Origin of the sequence: Oceanimonas pelagia (assembly GCF_030849025.1) — a bacterium.
In the GTDB taxonomy this organism is placed as follows: Bacteria; Pseudomonadota; Gammaproteobacteria; order Enterobacterales; family Aeromonadaceae; genus Oceanimonas; species Oceanimonas pelagia.
Window position 1 is genome coordinate 320,655 of record NZ_CP118224.1, and the last position, 16,570, is coordinate 337,224.

Annotated in this window: 13 protein-coding genes; 6 read left to right on the top strand and 7 right to left on the bottom strand. The window is 60.8% G+C overall.

Annotated elements, in window-relative coordinates:
- Nucleotides 1–64: 64 nt before the first annotated feature.
- From coaE to PU634_RS01560, 7 genes are all read right to left on the bottom strand, one after another.
- A complete protein-coding gene (gene coaE, locus PU634_RS01530; protein ID WP_306762324.1) occupies nucleotides 65–691 on the bottom strand; it encodes a dephospho-CoA kinase in 627 nt (208 codons plus the stop codon).
- A complete protein-coding gene (locus PU634_RS01535; RefSeq protein WP_306762325.1) occupies nucleotides 688–1,542 on the bottom strand; it encodes a prepilin peptidase in 855 nt (284 codons plus the stop codon). Before PU634_RS01535 ends, coaE begins: the two co-directional genes overlap by 4 nt.
- Before the next feature lie 329 nt (nucleotides 1,543–1,871).
- Nucleotides 1,872–3,098, bottom strand: coding sequence for a type II secretion system F family protein (locus tag PU634_RS01540; RefSeq protein WP_306762326.1), 1,227 nt, complete (start codon nucleotides 3,096–3,098; stop codon nucleotides 1,872–1,874).
- A gap of 25 nt (nucleotides 3,099–3,123) precedes the next feature.
- Nucleotides 3,124–4,836, bottom strand: a complete 1,713-nt coding sequence (gene pilB, locus PU634_RS01545) for a type IV-A pilus assembly ATPase PilB (RefSeq protein ID WP_306762327.1) — start codon at nucleotides 4,834–4,836, stop codon at nucleotides 3,124–3,126.
- 6 nt (nucleotides 4,837–4,842) lie between these two features.
- Nucleotides 4,843–5,286: a pilin gene (locus PU634_RS17215; protein WP_371319616.1), complete on the bottom strand. Its 444-nt coding sequence runs from the start codon at nucleotides 5,284–5,286 to the stop codon at nucleotides 4,843–4,845.
- A 293-nt stretch (nucleotides 5,287–5,579) separates the two neighbouring features.
- Nucleotides 5,580–6,434, bottom strand: coding sequence for a carboxylating nicotinate-nucleotide diphosphorylase (gene nadC, locus PU634_RS01555; RefSeq protein WP_306762328.1), 855 nt, complete (start codon nucleotides 6,432–6,434; stop codon nucleotides 5,580–5,582).
- Between the two features lie 49 nt (nucleotides 6,435–6,483).
- A complete protein-coding gene (locus PU634_RS01560) occupies nucleotides 6,484–7,002 on the bottom strand; it encodes a retropepsin-like aspartic protease family protein (protein ID WP_306762329.1) in 519 nt (172 codons plus the stop codon).
- A 72-nt stretch (nucleotides 7,003–7,074) separates the two neighbouring features.
- Between PU634_RS01560 and ampD the strand changes: the two genes are divergently transcribed.
- The 6 genes from ampD (at nucleotide 7,075) to PU634_RS01590 (ending at nucleotide 16,460) form a co-directional block, all read left to right on the top strand.
- Nucleotides 7,075–7,617, top strand: a complete 543-nt coding sequence (ampD, locus tag PU634_RS01565; RefSeq protein ID WP_306762330.1) for a 1,6-anhydro-N-acetylmuramyl-L-alanine amidase AmpD — start codon at nucleotides 7,075–7,077, stop codon at nucleotides 7,615–7,617.
- A gap of 473 nt (nucleotides 7,618–8,090) precedes the next feature.
- Nucleotides 8,091–8,852, top strand: coding sequence for a pyruvate dehydrogenase complex transcriptional repressor PdhR (pdhR, locus tag PU634_RS01570; RefSeq protein WP_306762331.1), 762 nt, complete (start codon nucleotides 8,091–8,093; stop codon nucleotides 8,850–8,852).
- A 61-nt stretch (nucleotides 8,853–8,913) separates the two neighbouring features.
- Nucleotides 8,914–11,574, top strand: coding sequence for a pyruvate dehydrogenase (acetyl-transferring), homodimeric type (gene aceE / locus PU634_RS01575; RefSeq protein WP_306762332.1), 2,661 nt, complete (start codon nucleotides 8,914–8,916; stop codon nucleotides 11,572–11,574).
- 10 nt (nucleotides 11,575–11,584) lie between these two features.
- The gene (gene aceF, locus PU634_RS01580; protein ID WP_306762333.1) at nucleotides 11,585–13,492 is read left to right on the top strand and encodes a pyruvate dehydrogenase complex dihydrolipoyllysine-residue acetyltransferase; all 1,908 of its coding nucleotides are present in this window, start codon (nucleotides 11,585–11,587) and stop codon (nucleotides 13,490–13,492) included.
- Between the two features lie 152 nt (nucleotides 13,493–13,644).
- Nucleotides 13,645–15,072, top strand: coding sequence for a dihydrolipoyl dehydrogenase (gene lpdA, locus PU634_RS01585; protein ID WP_306762334.1), 1,428 nt, complete (start codon nucleotides 13,645–13,647; stop codon nucleotides 15,070–15,072).
- Between the two features lie 210 nt (nucleotides 15,073–15,282).
- A protein-coding gene (locus PU634_RS01590) for an IS3 family transposase (protein WP_306760800.1) occupies nucleotides 15,283–16,460 on the top strand; the annotation gives its coding sequence in 2 pieces (ribosomal slippage) (nucleotides 15,283–15,574 and nucleotides 15,574–16,460; 1,179 coding nt in all).
- Nucleotides 16,461–16,570: the final 110 nt, after the last annotated feature.

Genomic DNA, 16,570 nt, shown 5'->3' on the forward strand with positions numbered 1-16,570 from the left:
ATAAAGGGGAAGTCAATGGCTTCCCCTTGCTCTTTTCGCCTTACCCCTTACATCTTCTTACGTTTCACTGTTTCACCGTTTCACCGTTTCTGCCTTTTGCCAGCGCCAGATAGTGCCGGTGCAGCCGGGCCACGGCCTGCTGCAGCCCCGCCAGGTCGGGGCTGTTGTTGTCGATCACGTCGTCGGCGGCGGCGAGACGCTGCTCGCGGCTGGCCTGGGCGGCCATGATGGCCCGAATCTGGGCCTCGTTGCTGTTGTCCCGCCTCACCGTGCGTTCCAGCTGCGCCTTCGGGCTGACGTCCACCACCAGCACCCGGTCGCACAGGCCGGTGAGGTTATTCTCCACCAGCAGCGGCACCACCAGCAGGCAGTAGGGTGAGGTGCTGGCGGCGCAGGCGGCCACCATGCGTTCACGGATCAGCGGATGCAGCAGGGCGTTGAGCCAGTCTTTTTCCTGCGGATGAGCAAACACGCGGCCACGCAGGGCGCGGCGGTCCAGTTCGCCACCGGCGGTGATCACCCGGGGGCCAAAGTGTGCGGCAATGGCCGCCAGCGCCGGCTCGCCGGGAGCCACCACCTCGCGGGCGATAACGTCGGCGTCGACAATGTCCGCGCCCAGCTCGGCAAACAGGTTCGCCACCGTGCTTTTGCCGCTGCCAATGCCACCGGTGAGTCCTACCACATAGCTCATAACGCCAGCCTCCAGTACAGGTTGACCACCTCGGTGCCCCACATCAGATAACACCAGCCGCCCAGGGCCAGGGCCGGGCCAAAGGGCAGCACACGGTCTTCGCCCAGGCGGCGCAGGGCCATCAGCCCCAGCCCCAGCGCGGCGCCGGTAAAGGAGGCCAGCAGCAGTACCGGCAGCAGGCTCTGCCAGCCGAACCAGGCGCCGATGGCGGCCAGCAGCTTGAAGTCGCCGTAGCCCATGCCTTCCTTGCCGGTGGCCAGCTTGAACAGCCAGTACAGGCTCCACAGAATGCCGTAGCCGGCGGCGGCGCCGATCACCGCCGATGGCAGCGATACGAACAGCTCGCCCACATTGAGCAGCAGCCCCAGCCACAACAGCGGCAGGGTCAGATCGTCGGGCAGCAGCAGGTGATCCAGGTCGATCAGGGTCATGCACAGCAGCAGCCAGCTGAACACCAGTGCCGCCAGCAACTGAGAGCCCGGGCCAAAGCGCCACAGGGCCAGGGCGGCGATCAGCGCCGAGGCCAGTTCCACCAGCGGGTAGCGCCTGGCGATGGGGGTGTTGCAGTAGCGGCAGCGGCCTTTCAGCCACAGCCAGCTGAGCACGGGAATATTGTCTCTGGCGGCCAGGGCATGCTGGCAGTGCGGGCAGCGGGAGCGGGGCACGCACAGGTTAAAGGGGGCGTCGTCGGCGACTGGCTGATTATTCAGCCCGGCGCACTCCCGTTGCCACTCCCGCTGCATCATCAGCGGCAACCGGTGGATCACTACATTAAGAAAGCTGCCCACCAGCAACCCCAGCAGGGGGATCACAATATAAAGCAGAGCGGTATTGTCGAGCAGTTGGGTCATGAGGTTTCCAGTATTGGTATTTGCTTGCTGGGGTGTACAACGTCGTCTCTGACCGCCATGGATGCCGAAAATGCAGGAACAATTTTCGGCTCTGGCGCAGAGGGTGCGGCGAAGCAGACGCCCCTTGCTCTCCTCGGGGGAACACCGAGCTGACTGTCGGTTTGTACAGGCAGCTCGGCAGCTTCCCAAAGTTGCAGTGGGGATTGCCGTAGCCGACCGTCACATGCCATGGATGGCATGTGACGAGCGTCCCATGGATGGGCTTGAAGCGTGTCGGCGGAGTGCAACCGCACTGCAGCTTTGCATGGCGATACGGCGGATTGTTTTCATCAGCGTACCACGCTGCCCAGGTTAAAGATGGGAAGATACATGGCAATGACCAGGCCGCCAACCAGCACCCCCAGCACCACCATGATCAGCGGCTCAATCAGGCTGGTGAGGCCGTCCACGGCGTCGTCCACCTCCCGTTCATAAATGCTGGCCACCTTGTGCATCATGTCGTCGATGGCACCGGACTCCTCGCCGATCATGACCATCTGCACCACCATGTCCGGAAACAGCCCGGTGGCGCGCATGGCGATGTTCATCTGCATGCCGGCGATCACCTCGTCGCGCAGCTGCAGCACCGCCTGGCGGTACACCACGTTGCCGGCGGCGCCGGCAGACGACAGCAAACCTTCCACCAGCGGAATGCCGGCGGAAAAGGTGGTGGCCAGGGTGCGGGCAAAGCGGGCCAGGGCGGCCTTGTGCAGGATCTTGCCGACAATGGGCAGGCGCAGTACAAAGCGGTCGGTGGCGTCGCGCACCTTTTGCGAGCTGCGCCAGGCCCGCACATACAGCCAGCCGCCCACCGCCATGGCGGCCAGAATATAGAGCCAGTATTGCTGCAGCCAGCGCGACAGGTTGATCACCACCTGGGTGAACAGCGGCAGGGTGGCGCCAAAGCCGGCAAAGATCTCCTCAAACTGCGGGATCACGAACAGCAGCAGAATGGCGGTCACCACCATGGCCACCAGGATCACCATGGCCGGATAGAACAGGGCCTTGCGGATTTTCGACTTGATGGCCTCGGCCTTTTCCCGGTAGATGGCGATGCGGTCAAAAATATGCTCCAGCGCCCCGGTCTGTTCGCCGGAGTGCACCAGATCGCAGTAGAGATCGTCAAAGTGGCGCGGGTGTTTTCTCAGGGCGTCGGACAGCGGCGTGCCGCCTTCCACATCGGCGGCCAGGGTGCCGGCCAGCTCGCGAATGCTGGGTTTCTCGTAGGAGCGGGCGATGATCTGCAGGGTTTGCACCAGGGGCACGCCGGCGCCCAGCATGGTGGCGATCTGCCGGGTGATGATGGCGATGTCGGCGGGCTTGACGGCGTCCTTGTAGCGGGCCAGCAGGCCCTGGCTCTTGCGTCTGACCTTGAGGGCATTTACGCCCTGGCGCTGCAGCTCGCGCCGGGCGGCCTTGGCATCGGCCGCCTGCACAAAGCCCGAGACCTTCTGGCCCTTGCGGTTAATGCCTTCCCATTTATAGGGATAAACCCGAAAGTCCTTTGCGCTTGCCATGGTGCCTTCCTGTTACCAATGAGCCTCAGCCGGTGATGCGGTTGACTTCCGCCAGGCTGATAATGCCGAGCCGCGCCTTGTCCAGGGCCGCCCGGCGCAGGGTGACCATGCCTTCCTCTTCCGCCGCCCGGGCCAGGGCCAGAGAGCCGGCGCCTTCCATGATCAGGTGGGCCAGACGCTCGCTCATGGCCATAACCTCATACACGCCGATGCGGCCCTTGTAGCCCTCGGTGCACTGGGGGCAGCCCACCGCCCGGTACAGGGTAATGCCCTCGGCCAGCTGGGCGGGGGTAAACCCCAGCCGGGTCAGCTGGTCGGTGGGCAGCACCTCGGGGGCACGGCAGTGGGGGCACAGTTTGCGCGCCAGCCGCTGGGCCATGATCAGGCTGACCGATGAGGCGATGTTGTAGGCCGGCAGTCCCATGTTGCCGAGCCGGGTGAGGGTTTCGGCGGCGGAGTTGGTGTGCAGGGTAGACAGCACCAGGTGGCCGGTTTGCGCCGCCTTGACCGAGATCTCGGCGGTTTCCAGATCGCGGATTTCCCCCACCATGATGATGTCGGGATCCTGGCGCAGAAAGGCGCGCAGGGCATGGGCAAAGGACAGCCCGGCCTTGGGGTTGATCTGCACCTGGTTGATACCGGGCAGGTTGATCTCCACCGGATCTTCGGCGGTGGAGATATTGGCGGTCACGGTATTGAGAATGCTCAGGCCGGTGTACAGCGACACCGTCTTGCCCGAGCCGGTGGGGCCGGTGACCAGTATCATGCCCTGGGGGCGTTTCAGCGCCTTGAGGTACAGCGCCTTCTGTGCCTCGCTGTAGCCCAGCTGATCGATATCGAGGCGGGCGGCGGAGCTGTCGAGAATACGAATAACGACCTTTTCGCCCCACATGGTGGGCAGGGTGTTGACCCGCATGTCCACCGACTTGGACGCGGTCAGCTTGAGCTTGATGCGGCCGTCCTGGGGCAGGCGGCGCTCGGCAATGTCGAGCCGGGCCATCACCTTGAGCCGGGCGGCAAAACGGCCGGCCAGGTGCACCGGTGGCGAGGCCACCTCGTGCAGCATGCCGTCGATGCGAAAGCGAATGCGGAAAAAGCGCTCAAAGGGCTCAAAGTGCAGATCCGAGGCTTCCTTGCGTACCGCATCCAGCATGATCTTGTTGATGTAGCGCACGATGGGGGCGTCGTCTTCATTGCGGCCCACCTCGTCGTCGCGCTCGCCGGGGTCTTCCCCCAGCTCCAGACCGGCGATGTCGTCGTCGCCGATGCCGTCAATATCCAACCCGGTGCCGCCGCTTTGCTGCAGGCGCAGCAGCAATTGCTGCAGCTTGTCTTCCTCCACCAGCAGGGTGTCGGTGACCAGGTTGAAGCGAAAGCCGAAGTCTTCCAGCGCCGCCACATGGGTGGGATCCGACATGGCCAGGTAGAGCACCCGGTTGTCCAGCTTGACCGGAATGGCGTGGTGGCGCTCGATCAGATCCATGCTCAGAAACTGGGGCGGCAACTGTTCGATGTCGAAGTCGTCGAGATCCAGCAATGGCTGGCCGTATTCCCGCTCGCAGAAGCGGGCCAGCTCCCGGGAAGACAGCAGTTGTTTTTCCACCAGCATGGTGCTGAGGGGCTTGCCTTCCTGCCGGGCCAGGGTCTGCACCTGATCCAGCTCGGTGGCAGACAGCAGCGAAGAAGCGGCCAGGCTTCGGGCCAGGCCGCTTCTGGAGGTATTAACGGGGATGGTCATATTGGATTAGCAGAGGCCGTCAGTGACACAAGAACCACTGGTGACCCAAAATACTTGTGATCCGGCAGATAAAGTATCTACAGCAGGGCTAGCAATCAGTTCAAATTCAGAATCGTCAACTTCTGATGTTCCTATGGCAAGTATCTTACCATCTTCGTCAATACTCATCGACGCAACTAAGCCAGTACCACCAGCATTCGAGGCCATTGTGCCTAGGTTGGTTCCACACGCTTGGGCTCGGGCGTCTGTGGCTGCACCTTGAACACAAACTTCAACAGCCGTTTTTACTGCGCCAGTAGCCGCAATTACCTCACTAAATTTGGCACGCTTGGTATAGGTCTGATACGCCGGCAGGGCTACCGCGGCCAGTATGGCCACAATCGCCACCACTATCATCAGTTCAATCAGGGTAAAACCGCCCTGGGGGCGAGTGTGGGAGCATTTTTTCATGGGTGTCTTCCTCGAGCAGCGATTCGTCTTGTTGGGCCGGCCTTGATTGAGCCTGCAACATATCTATAGCAAGCCATTTGAATATTGCCCACCGAATTATTGAACGGAATGAAAAAATTAATGCCACTTTTGACGTGGATCTACTCATATAATGCAATGGTTGTTTTTCAAACACCTGCTACCGTTAAATTGTTGGATTCATTTGGGTTTTCAATGTCGCGCGGGCACAAAAATGCCGGGCGGGCCCGGCATCACACATCAAAAAAATGCAGGTGTTCAAGCTTTTCGTTTCATCAGCCTTCCACGCGCAGCGACAGGTCGAGGGCGTGCACGTGCTTGGTGAGGGCGCCCACCGAGATAAAGTCCACCCCGGTGGCGGCGTAGCCGGCAATGGTCTGCAGGGTCACGTTGCCGGACACTTCCAGTTTGGCCCGGCCGGCGGTGGTGGCCACGGCGGTGCGCATGTCGGGCACACTGAAATTGTCGAGCATGATGATGTCGGCGCCGGCGGCCAGGGCCAGCTCCAGCTCGGCCAGGGATTCCACTTCCACTTCCACCGGCTTTTCCGGCTGCAGCCGGCGGGCCTCGGCCACCGCCTTGTCGATGCCGCCGCAGGCGAAAATGTGGTTTTCCTTGATAAGGTAGGCGTCATACAGACCCATGCGGTGATTGTGGCCGCCGCCGCAGGTGACCGCGTATTTCAGCGCCTGGCGCAGGCCGGGCAGGGTCTTGCGGGTGTCGAGCAGGCGGCAGTGAGTGCCGGCCAGCTTGTCCACATAGCGTCGGGTTTCGGTGGCCACCGCAGAGAGGGTCTGAATAAAGTTCAGGGCGGTGCGCTCGCCGGTGAGAATGGCCCGGGCCGGGCCGGTGAGGGTCAGCAGGCGCTGGCCGGCACTAATGGCGTCGCCGTCGTTCACCAGCCAGTGCAGCTGCACCTGGCCGCCCAGCTGGGTAAAGGTTTCCTCGGCGAAGTCCCGGCCGCAGAACACGCCGTCTTCACGGGTGATGAGATGGGCGGTCACCTGCTGCGCCTCGGGCAGCAACATGGCGGTAATGTCCTGCCTGGGATCCAGGCTGCCACCCAGGTCCTCGCTGAGGGCGGCGGTCACGTTAAAGCGGATTTCCTTGGCCAGGGTGGCGTTGTGCATTGAATCTACCTTTTTGTCACGGGGTTACTGGCAAGCGTGCGGGCCGGGCTCAGGGCGCCGGCGCCATATAGGTAATGGTCATTCGTTCGCCCCGCTGCACCAGCTCGAAGTGACGCAGGGCGTTCATGCCCAGCAGCACTTCGTCGCTCTGGCTGGGCATGATGACGGCGTCCAGATCGTACAGGGTGAAGGGCCCCAGCGACAACGATTTAATCCGCGTGCGGTAGCCGGTGACCCGGCCCGCCGCCGTGCTCAGGGGCAGGGCCTGGCCCGCCGGCAGTTCCAGCCGGGCGGCCACGGCCTGGGGCACCGCCATTTGCGTGGCGCCGGTGTCGAGCAGAAACACCACCGGCTGCTGGTTGATGGCGCCGCTGGCGAGGTAATGGCCGTGGCGGTTCTGCTCCAGCACCACGGTATGGGTGTCGAGCACCCGCACCTGCTGGTTGGGATTGTGTTCCCGCAGCAGCCGTTGATTGAAGTACCAGGTCAGCAGCAGCAGGCTCAGGCCCCAGGCCAGTATCCACATAATGCGACCGGTACGGCGCACCGGATCTGACGGTTGTGCCATGCTGACTCCTTGTAAAACTGCGCCGTTAAACTGTTAGTATACGCCCGCTCACTTCAGGCTTACGGACTTGTTATGGCTTTAACCCTCAATCACGGCTGGCTGAGTCCGGCCCGCCACTGTGAATCCCCCCATCAGGACGAGCGCCCCGAGGGCGAGATTTCGCTGCTGGTGGTGCACTGCATCAGCCTGCCGCCGGGAAAGTTTGGCGAGGGCTTTATCGATGATCTGTTTCTGGGGCGGCTGAATGCGAACGCCCATCCCTATTTTGCCGGTATTCACCGGTTGCGGGTGTCGGCCCACTGCCTGATACGGCGCGACGGCGAGCTGGTGCAGTATGTTCCCTTTCACCGCCGGGCCTGGCATGCGGGTGTGTCCTGCTTTGAGGGGCGGGAGCGCTGCAACGACTTTTCCATCGGTATTGAGCTGGAAGGCACCGATACCGGGAATTACACCCCGGAGCAATACCGGGTGCTGGCCGAGGTGAGCAGTACGCTGATGCGGGCTTATCCCGCCATTACTCCCGAACGCATTACCGGCCACAGCGACATTGCCCCGGGCCGCAAGACGGATCCCGGCCCGGGGTTTGACTGGGCACGGTTTCGCGCCTTGCTCTGAAAGCGCTCACCGCGAGAATCAGCAGTGCGGCTGGGCTCCGCCGACACGCTACAATGAAAGCCACTCACTAAAAATACCTGCTGCGAACATACTCAATGCTCGGTCAGGCATTTTTACTTCGTCACGGCGAGCAAGCTCGCCCCATGTAACGCTCGAAAATGCCATCCATGGCATTTAATGGTCGGCTTCGGCAATCCCCACTGCTGCTTCGGGCAACATCGGTGTTGCCTGCTACACCACCAGTCCCCATTCCCTAATCCCGATTCCCTCCTGGTTTTGTTTGGTCAGACCATTCCCGATTTCCTTGTGTTTTCATGGGGCTGGGCTAATTTTATGAGCTGGCCCAAAAAAGCGCGGGGCATACCTGTCTTTTTGTGTGCAATGATCACAAAAAAAATGGACAATTCTTGCCTGCTCTGATACCTTTTTTTAACAGTGTTAATTGGTATTACCAATTTTAAAAGCCAGAGCGAATGACCTACCAGCGCATCAAACAGCCCAAACTTGCCGAAACCATCGCTGCCAAGCTGGAGCAGATGATAGTGGAAGGCAGCCTGCAGCCGGGCCAGCGCCTGCCGCCCGAGCGCGAGCTGGCCGAGCAGTTTGCGGTGTCGCGCCCCTCGGTGCGCGAAGCGATTCAGCACCTGGAGGTGCGCGGTCTGGTTTCCCGCCGCCAGGGCGGGGGTACCTATGTGCAGAATGCCCTGACCAAGGGGCTGGCGGATCCGCTGTTTCAGCTGCTGGCGGAGCACCCGGAGTCCCAGTACGACCTGCTGGAGTTTCGCCACACCATGGAAGGCATCTCCGCCTATTATGCGGCGCTGCGCGGCACCGAAACCGACTTCGATGCCATTCGCGCGGCCCAGCAGGCCATCATTCAGGCCCAGGAAAAGGGCGATCTGGCCGCAGAGGCCAAATACGCCGCCGAGTTCTATCTGGCGGTGGCGGCGGCGGCCCACAACGTGGTGCTGCTGCACCTGTTGCGCGCCATTCAGCCCATGCTGGAGTCCAGCATTCTGCGCAACATTCAGATTCTCAACCGGCGAGCCGGCATGGTGGAGAAGATCCGCAAGCATCGCGCCAATCTTATCCAGACCATTTTGTCACGCGAGCCGGAGCAGGCCAGGGACGCTTGTCATGAGCACCTGGCCTTTATTGAAGAAACCCTGTTAGACATTCAGCGCGAGGAAAGCCGCATTCAGCGCTCCCTGCGCCGGACCCGTCAGCAGGAATAATAATGCCTTCGGCAGCGACGAAACCCATGGGCACTTGCCCCAAACGAGATAGGAAACAGCCATGTCTGATATCCTGAAAAACGATGTGGATTCAATAGAGACTCAAGAGTGGCTTGACGCCCTGGAGTCTTTGATCCGTCAAGAAGGACCTGAGCGCGCTCAGTACATTTATGAGCGCCTGACCACCAAAGCCATCAAGCATGGCGTTGCCGTGGCCCGAAACGCTCACTCAGATTACGTCAACAGCATTGCTGCCGACGCCGAGCCTGAGTACCCGGGCAACTGGGATCTGGAACGTCGGATCCGCGCCATCATCCGCTGGAACTCAGTCATGATCGTACTGCGCGGCTCCAAGAAAGACCTGGACCTGGGCGGTCACATGTCTTCCTTCTCCTCCAGTGCCACCATGTACGAAGTGGCGTTCAACCACTTCTTCCGTGCCCGTAACGAGAAAGACGGCGGCGACCTGGTGTTCTTCCAGGGCCACATCTCTCCCGGCATTTATGCCCGCGCCTTTGCCGAAGGCCGCCTGACCGAAGCCCAGCTCGACATGTTCCGTCAGGAAGTGGACGGCAAGGGCATTCCGTCTTACCCGCACCCCAAACTGATGCCGGACTTCTGGCAGTTCCCGACCGTGTCTATGGGGCTGGGTCCGATCAACGCCATCTATCAGGCCCGCTTCCTCAAGTACCTGACCGACCGTGGCCTGAAAGACTGCTCCGAGCAGCGCGTTTACGCCTACCTGGGCGACGGCGAGATGGACGAGCCGGAATCCAAGGGTGCCATCACCATCGCCGCCCGGGAGAAGCTGGACAACCTGTGCTTCATCATCAACTGTAACCTGCAGCGCCTGGACGGCCCGGTGGTGGGTAACGGCAAGATCATCAACGAACTGGACGGCCTGTTCACCGGAGCCGGCTGGAACGTGGTCAAGGTTATCTGGGGCCGTCGCTGGGACGAGCTGCTGGCCAAAGACAAGTCCGGCAAGCTGGTTCAGCTGATGAACGAAACCCTGGACGGCGACTACCAGACCTTCAAGTCCAAGGACGGTGCCTACGTGCGCGAGCACTTCTTCGGCAAGTATCCGGAGACCGCCGAGCTGGTGAAGGACTGGACCGACGAGGAAATCTTCGCCCTGAACCGGGGTGGCCACGATCCGGCCAAGATGTACGCCGCTTACAAGAACGCCGCCGACACCAAGGGCAAGCCGACCGTTATTCTGGCCAAGACCATCAAGGGTTACGGCATGGGCGATGCCGCCGAAGGCAAGAACATCGCGCACCAGGTCAAGAAGATGGACATGTCTTCGCTCAAGCACTTCCGCGATCGCTTCAACATTGAAGTGAGCGACGAAGAGCTGCCCAACCTGCCCTACATCAAGATCGAGGAAGGCAGCCGCGAGTACGAGTATCTGCACGCCCGTCGTCAGGCCCTCAAGGGCTACCTGCCGACCCGCCTGCCGGAAACCACCGTCAAGCTGGACATTCCCGCGCTGGAAGACTTTGCACCGCTGCTGGAAGAGCAGAAGCGTGAAATCTCCACCACCATGGCTTTTGTACGCGCCCTGAACATCATGCTGAAGGACAAGTCCATCGGCAAGCGCATCGTGCCCATCCTGGCCGACGAAGCCCGTACCTTTGGTATGGAAGGTCTGTTCCGTCAGATCGGCATCTACAACCCCCACGGTCAGCAGTACGTTCCGCAGGACCGTGAGCAGGTGGCCTACTACAAGGAAGACAAGAAGGGGCAGGTACTGCAGGAAGGTATCAACGAGCTGGGCGCCATGTCGTCCTGGCTGGCCGCTGCCACCTCCTACAGCACCAACGACTGCCCCATGATTCCGTTCTACATCTACTACTCGATGTTCGGTTTCCAGCGGGTAGGCGATCTGTGCTGGGCTGCCGGTGACCAACAGGCCCGCGGCTTCCTGCTGGGTGCTACCTCCGGTCGTACCACCCTGAACGGTGAAGGTCTGCAGCACGAAGACGGTCACAGCCACATTCTGGCGGGTACCATTCCGAACTGTATCACCTACGATCCGACCTACGCCTATGAAGTGGCGGTGATCGTGCAGGACGGTCTGCGTCGCATGTACGGCGACAACCCCGAGAACGTGTATTACTACCTGACCACCCTGAACGAAAACTACCACCAGCCGGCCATGCCGGAAGGCGCCGAGGAAGGCATCCGCAAGGGTATCTACAAGCTCGAGACCGTGGAAGGCAAGAACGGCAAGGTGCAGCTGATGGGCTCCGGCACCATCCTGGTAGGCGTGCGTGAAGCCGCTCAAATCCTGGCCGAGGAATACGGCATCGGCTCCGACGTGTACAGCGTACCCTCCTTCAACGAACTGACCCGCGACGGTCAGGACGTGGAGCGCTGGAACATGCTGCACCCGACCGCCGAGCCGCGCGTGCCCTACATCGCTCAGGTGATGGGTACCGAGCCGGCCATCGCCGCCACCGACTACATGAAGAACTACGCCGAGCAGGTTCGTGCCTTCATGCCGTCCGTGAGCTACAAGGTACTGGGTACCGACGGCTTCGGTCGTTCCGACAGCCGTGAGAACCTGCGTCGTCACTTCGAAGTGAACAAGCACTACGTGGTGGTTGCCGCGCTGACCGAGCTGGCCAAGCAGGGCACCGTCGACAAGCAGGTCGTGGCCGACGCCATCGCCAAGTACGGCATCGACGCCGACAAGATCAACCCGCTGTACGCATAAGGGGTAACACATGTCTAAAGATATTCTGGTGCCGGATATCGGCGCGGACGAGGTTGAAGTTACCGAGATCCTGGTTGCCGTGGGCGACAAGGTCGAGGAAGAGCAGTCTCTGATCACCGTGGAAGGCGACAAGGCCTCCATGGAAGTGCCTGCCCCCGCCGCCGGCGTGGTCAAGGAAATCAAGATTGCCGTGGGTGACAAGGTCAACACCGGCTCTCTTATCATGGTGTTTGAAGCAGAGGGCGGCGCCGCCGCCCCGGCTGAGGCCCCTGCGGCCTCCGCGCCTGCCGCCGCCGCTCCGGCTGCTGCCTCTGCCCTGAAAGAAGTGAACGTGCCGGACATCGGCGGCGACGAGGTGGAAGTCACCGAAATCGCCGTGGCCGTGGGCGACACCGTGGAAGAAGAGCAGACCCTGATCACCGTGGAAGGCGACAAGGCCTCCATGGAAGTACCGGCGCCGTTCGCCGGCAAGGTGGCCGAGATCAAGATCGCCGTGGGCGACAAGGTCAACACCGGCTCCCTGATCATGGTATTTGAGGTAGCGGGTGAAGCCGCACCCGCTGCCGCCGCAGCGCCGGCCGAAGCCGCACCCGCTGCTGCACCTGCCGCTGCCGCCGCCAAGGACGTCAACGTGCCGGACATCGGCGGTGACGAAGTGGAAGTGACCGAGGTGATGGTGGCCGTGGGCGACAAGGTGGACGCCGAGCAGTCCATCCTGACCGTGGAAGGCGACAAGGCCTCCATGGAAGTGCCCGCGCCCTTTGCCGGTGTGGTCAAGGAAATCAAGGTGGCCACCGGTGACAAGGTGTCTACCGGCTCGCTGGTGATGGTATTCGAAGCGGCAGCCGATGCTGTGGCTGGTGCCGCTCCGGCTCCCGCCGCTGCCCCGGCCCCTGCTGCCGCGACCGCCGCAGCTCCCAAGGCTGCCCCGGCTGCTGCCCCTGCCGCCGCTGCTGCTCCCGCTGCCAAGGGCGAGTTCGTTGAGAACAACGCCTACGTGCACGCCACTCCGGTGGTGCGCCGCCTGGCCCGTGAGTTTGGCGTTGACCTGTCCAAGGTTGCCGCTACCGGTCCCAAGCAGCGCATTCTGAAGGAAGACGTACAGAACTACGTCAAGGGCATCATCAAGCGCGTGGAAAGCCAGCCCGCCGGTGTGGCCGTGGCCGGCAATGGTCTGGAAGTGCTGGCCTGGCCCAAGGTCGACTTTGCCAAGTTCGGTGAAGTGGAAGAAGTGGCTCTGACCCGCATTCAGAAGATCTCCGGTCCGAACCTGCACCGTAACTGGGTGAAAATCCCCCACGTTACCCAGTTCGACGAAACCGATATCACCGAGCTGGAAGAGTTCCGCAAGACCGAGAACGCCATCGCCGAGAAGCAGAAGCTGGGTTACAAGATCTCCCCGCTGATCTTCATCATGAAGGCCGCCGCCAAGGCGCTGGAAGCCTTCCCCAAGTTCTGCTCTTCCCTGTCGGAAGACGGCCAGAGCCTGGTGATGAAGAAGTACGTGCACATTGGTGTGGCGGTGGATACCCCCAACGGTCTGGTGGTGCCTGTGGTGCGCGATGTCAACAAGAAAGGCATTCGCGAGCTGGCCATCGAGCTGGGTGAAATCTCCAAGAAGGCCCGCGCCGGCAAGCTGACCGCGGCCGACATGCAGGGCGGCTGCTTCACCATCTCGTCGCTGGGCGGCATTGGTGGCACCCAGTTCACCCCCATCGTCAATGCGCCGGAAGTGGCCATTCTGGGTGTGTCCAAGTCCAGCATCAAGCCGGTGTGGAACGGCAAGGAATTCGAGCCCCGCCTGATCCAGCCGCTGGCGCTGTCCTACGACCACCGGGTGATCGACGGTGCCGACGGCGCCCGCTTCATCACCATGCTGAGTGGTGTACTGAGCGATCTTCGCCGCCTGGCCCTTTAATGTGACAAGGCAGGCATAAGCCTGCCTTTTTACTTTCTTTTTGATAACAGAACAGTAAACTTTTGCCCGTTTGCAATGTAGTGGCCGTCTTGAGTCTGGTGCTCCGGTCGCCACTGCCTGAACAGGGCTAAAAAATCATAATAGAGGTCACCATGAGTCAAGAAGTCAAAGCTCAGGTTGTGGTTCTGGGCGCGGGCCCTGCCGGCTATTCCGCCGCTTTCCGTGCCGCCGACCTGGGCCTGGAAACCGTTATCGTAGAGCGTTATTCCACTCTGGGCGGTGTATGTCTGAACGTGGGCTGTATTCCGTCCAAGGCGCTGCTGCACATCGCCAAGGTGATTGAAGAATCCAAGATGATGGCCAGCCACGGTGTGACCTTTGGCGAGCCGCAGATCGATCTGGACAAGGTTCGCGCGCACAAGGAAAAAGTCATCGGTCAGCTGACTCAAGGGTTGGGCGGCATGGCCAAGATGCGCAAGGTCAAGGTAGTGAACGGCGTGGCCCGGTTCACCGGCGCCAACACCCTGGTGGTGGAAGGCGAAAACGGCAACACCACCGTTAACTTTGACAACGCCATCATCGCCGCCGGCTCCCGTCCGATCAAGCTGCCCTTTATTCCCCACGACGATCCGCGCGTATGGGACTCTACCGATGCCCTCGAGCTGAAGGAAGTGCCCGAGAAGCTGCTGGTGATGGGTGGCGGTATCATCGGTCTGGAAATGGGCACCGTGTACCATGCCCTGGGCTCCAAGATCGACGTGGTTGAAATGTTCGACCAGGTGATTCCGGCGGCCGACAAGGACATCATCAAGATCTTTACCAAGCAGGTGAAGAACAAGTTCAACATGATGCTGGAAACCAAGGTGACCGCCGTTGACGCCAAGGATGACGGTATTCACGTCACCATGGAAAACAAGAAAGGCGAAAGTATCACCAACGTTTACGACGCCGTGCTGGTGGCCATTGGCCGTACTCCCAACGGCAAGCTGCTGGACGCCGAGAAAGCCGGCGTGAACGTGGACGAGCGTGGCTTCATCAACGTCGACAAGCAGCTGCGCACCAATGTGCCGCACATCTACGCCATCGGTGACATCGTGGGTCAGCCCATGCTGGCGCACAAGGGGGTGCACGAAGGTCACGTGGCCGCCGAAGTGATCGCCGGCATGAAGCACTACTTCGACCCGAAAGTGATCCCGTCCATCGCCTACACCGAGCCGGAAGTGGCATGGGTGGGTGTGACCGAGAAGGAAGCCAAGGAAAAAGGCCTGAACTTTGAAGTGGCGTCCTTCCCCTGGGCGGCCTCCGGCCGGGCCATTGCCTCCGACTCTTCCTACGGCATGACCAAGCTGATCTTCGACAAGGACACTCACCGCGTGCTGGGTGGTGCCACCATCGGTACCAACGCCGGCGAGCTGCTGGGTGAAATCGGCCTGGCCATCGAGATGGGCGCCGACGCCGAAGACATCGCGCTGACCATTCACGCTCACCCCACTCTGCACGAGTCCGTGGGCATGGCCGCCGAAGTGTTCGAAGGCTCCATCACCGACATGCCGAACCCCAAGGCCAAGAAGAAGAAGTAATTCTTTTTGCCTTCGGCAATAAAAATCCCCGGCCCACTGGCCGGGGATTTTTTTAGGGAATAGGGACTTGGGATTAGGGCGAATTGCCTGTAGGCCCCAATTTATTGGGGCAACGGTGCCACCTGTTAACCGGTTTGCCCGAATGAATTCGGGCCTACAATGTGGACTGGCCCGAGAAAAGTAGACACCTTCATTAGATGAGAAGGTGTTATGAAATACAAACCCCACCGTCGCTTTAGCGATGCATTCAAACGTGAGGCCGTCGAGGCCTCGCTCTCCACCACAGAGACACAAGCTCAGCTTGCTGGCAGACTTGGGATCCATCCTAACCAATTGAGTCGCTGGCGTAGAGAGTGGAGCATGACCAAGAAATCATCCGACAAAGCCGTTGAAAACACCGGACCAGAAAAAAGCCTGCAGGAGCTGGAGCGCGAGGTAGCTCGGCTGAAGAAGCAGCTTGAGCGGAAAGAGCTGGAGAACGAAATCCTAAAAAAGGCGCAAGAGTACTTCGCCAAGCACGGCAAGTAAGGTTTGCCTTTATCGAGGCCCACCGAAGTCAACGCTGGCGGGTCTCGATAATGTGTGAAGTACTCGACGTGTCACGAGCGGGATATTATCGCTGGCGAACACGTCAACACTCTCCGGGGGCGCGTGCCATCGAGCGACGGACGCTGAACACCTTCCTGCTCGAGCGAGCCAGGCAACTGAAGAATGTGCCGGGTTATCGCAAGCTGTGGCTGGAAGCACGGGATGCCGGGTTCTGCTGCGGCAAGAACCAGGTTCAGCGCTTGCTGAGAGACGCTGGTTATCGTTCATGCACGGCTCCTAAAGCAGGATATCAAAAGCCAACATCGTCCTTGCCTGTGTTACCGAATCTGTTGAATCGCCAGTTCTCGGTGGGTTCAGCGAACCGAGTTTGGGTATCAGATATCACCCAAATCCGGTGCAGTGAAGGCTGGCTCTACATCGCAGCAGTCCTAGACCTGGGCACACGCCGCGTGGTGGGCCGAGCCATGGGTGCCATCAATAGCGCCCAACTGGTGCTGGAGGCCCTTGAGCAGGCATGGCAACATCAGCGGCCAGATGGGAAACAGCTGTTGTTCCACTCGGACCAAGGGAGTCAGTATCGCAACGGAGAGGTGATGAGATGGCTGAATACACGGGGAATCACCATCAGCATGTCACGCCGAGGTAACTGCTGGGATAACGCCTGTTCGGAAAGCTTCTTCGCGCTACTCAAGAAGGAGTGGACTCGCCCTCTGGGCGTGCTCGGAAGAGACGAAATGGCAGATGAAGTCCGGTATTATACAGACGAGTATTACCCGAAAGTGCGGCGCCACATGGCGCTGGGAGGGATGACTCCCGATGCCTACGCAGCTGCCGCTTAACTTAAGTGTCTACTTTATCGGGGGCACTCCAATGTCCCCATTCCCCATTCCCCATTCCCCATTCCCCAGTCCCCGTGGCTTAGGCCCCATTTGTGCCACCGATCACTGTT

Excerpts from the sequence above, each read along its gene's own strand:
- coaE (WP_306762324.1), bottom strand. The coding sequence starts at position 691 with ATGAGCTATGTGGTAGGACTCACCGGTGGCATTGGCAGCGGCAAAAGC.
- PU634_RS01535 (WP_306762325.1), bottom strand. The coding sequence starts at position 1,542 with ATGACCCAACTGCTCGACAATACCGCTCTGCTTTATATTGTGATCCCC.
- PU634_RS01540 (WP_306762326.1), bottom strand. The coding sequence starts at position 3,098 with ATGGCAAGCGCAAAGGACTTTCGGGTTTATCCCTATAAATGGGAAGGC.
- pilB (WP_306762327.1), bottom strand. The coding sequence starts at position 4,836 with ATGACCATCCCCGTTAATACCTCCAGAAGCGGCCTGGCCCGAAGCCTG.
- PU634_RS17215 (WP_371319616.1), bottom strand. The coding sequence starts at position 5,286 with ATGAAAAAATGCTCCCACACTCGCCCCCAGGGCGGTTTTACCCTGATT.
- nadC (WP_306762328.1), bottom strand. The coding sequence starts at position 6,434 with ATGCACAACGCCACCCTGGCCAAGGAAATCCGCTTTAACGTGACCGCC.
- PU634_RS01560 (WP_306762329.1), bottom strand. The coding sequence starts at position 7,002 with ATGGCACAACCGTCAGATCCGGTGCGCCGTACCGGTCGCATTATGTGG.
- ampD (WP_306762330.1), top strand. The coding sequence starts at position 7,075 with ATGGCTTTAACCCTCAATCACGGCTGGCTGAGTCCGGCCCGCCACTGT.
- pdhR (WP_306762331.1), top strand. The coding sequence starts at position 8,091 with ATGACCTACCAGCGCATCAAACAGCCCAAACTTGCCGAAACCATCGCT.
- aceE (WP_306762332.1), top strand. The coding sequence starts at position 8,914 with ATGTCTGATATCCTGAAAAACGATGTGGATTCAATAGAGACTCAAGAG.
- aceF (WP_306762333.1), top strand. The coding sequence starts at position 11,585 with ATGTCTAAAGATATTCTGGTGCCGGATATCGGCGCGGACGAGGTTGAA.
- lpdA (WP_306762334.1), top strand. The coding sequence starts at position 13,645 with ATGAGTCAAGAAGTCAAAGCTCAGGTTGTGGTTCTGGGCGCGGGCCCT.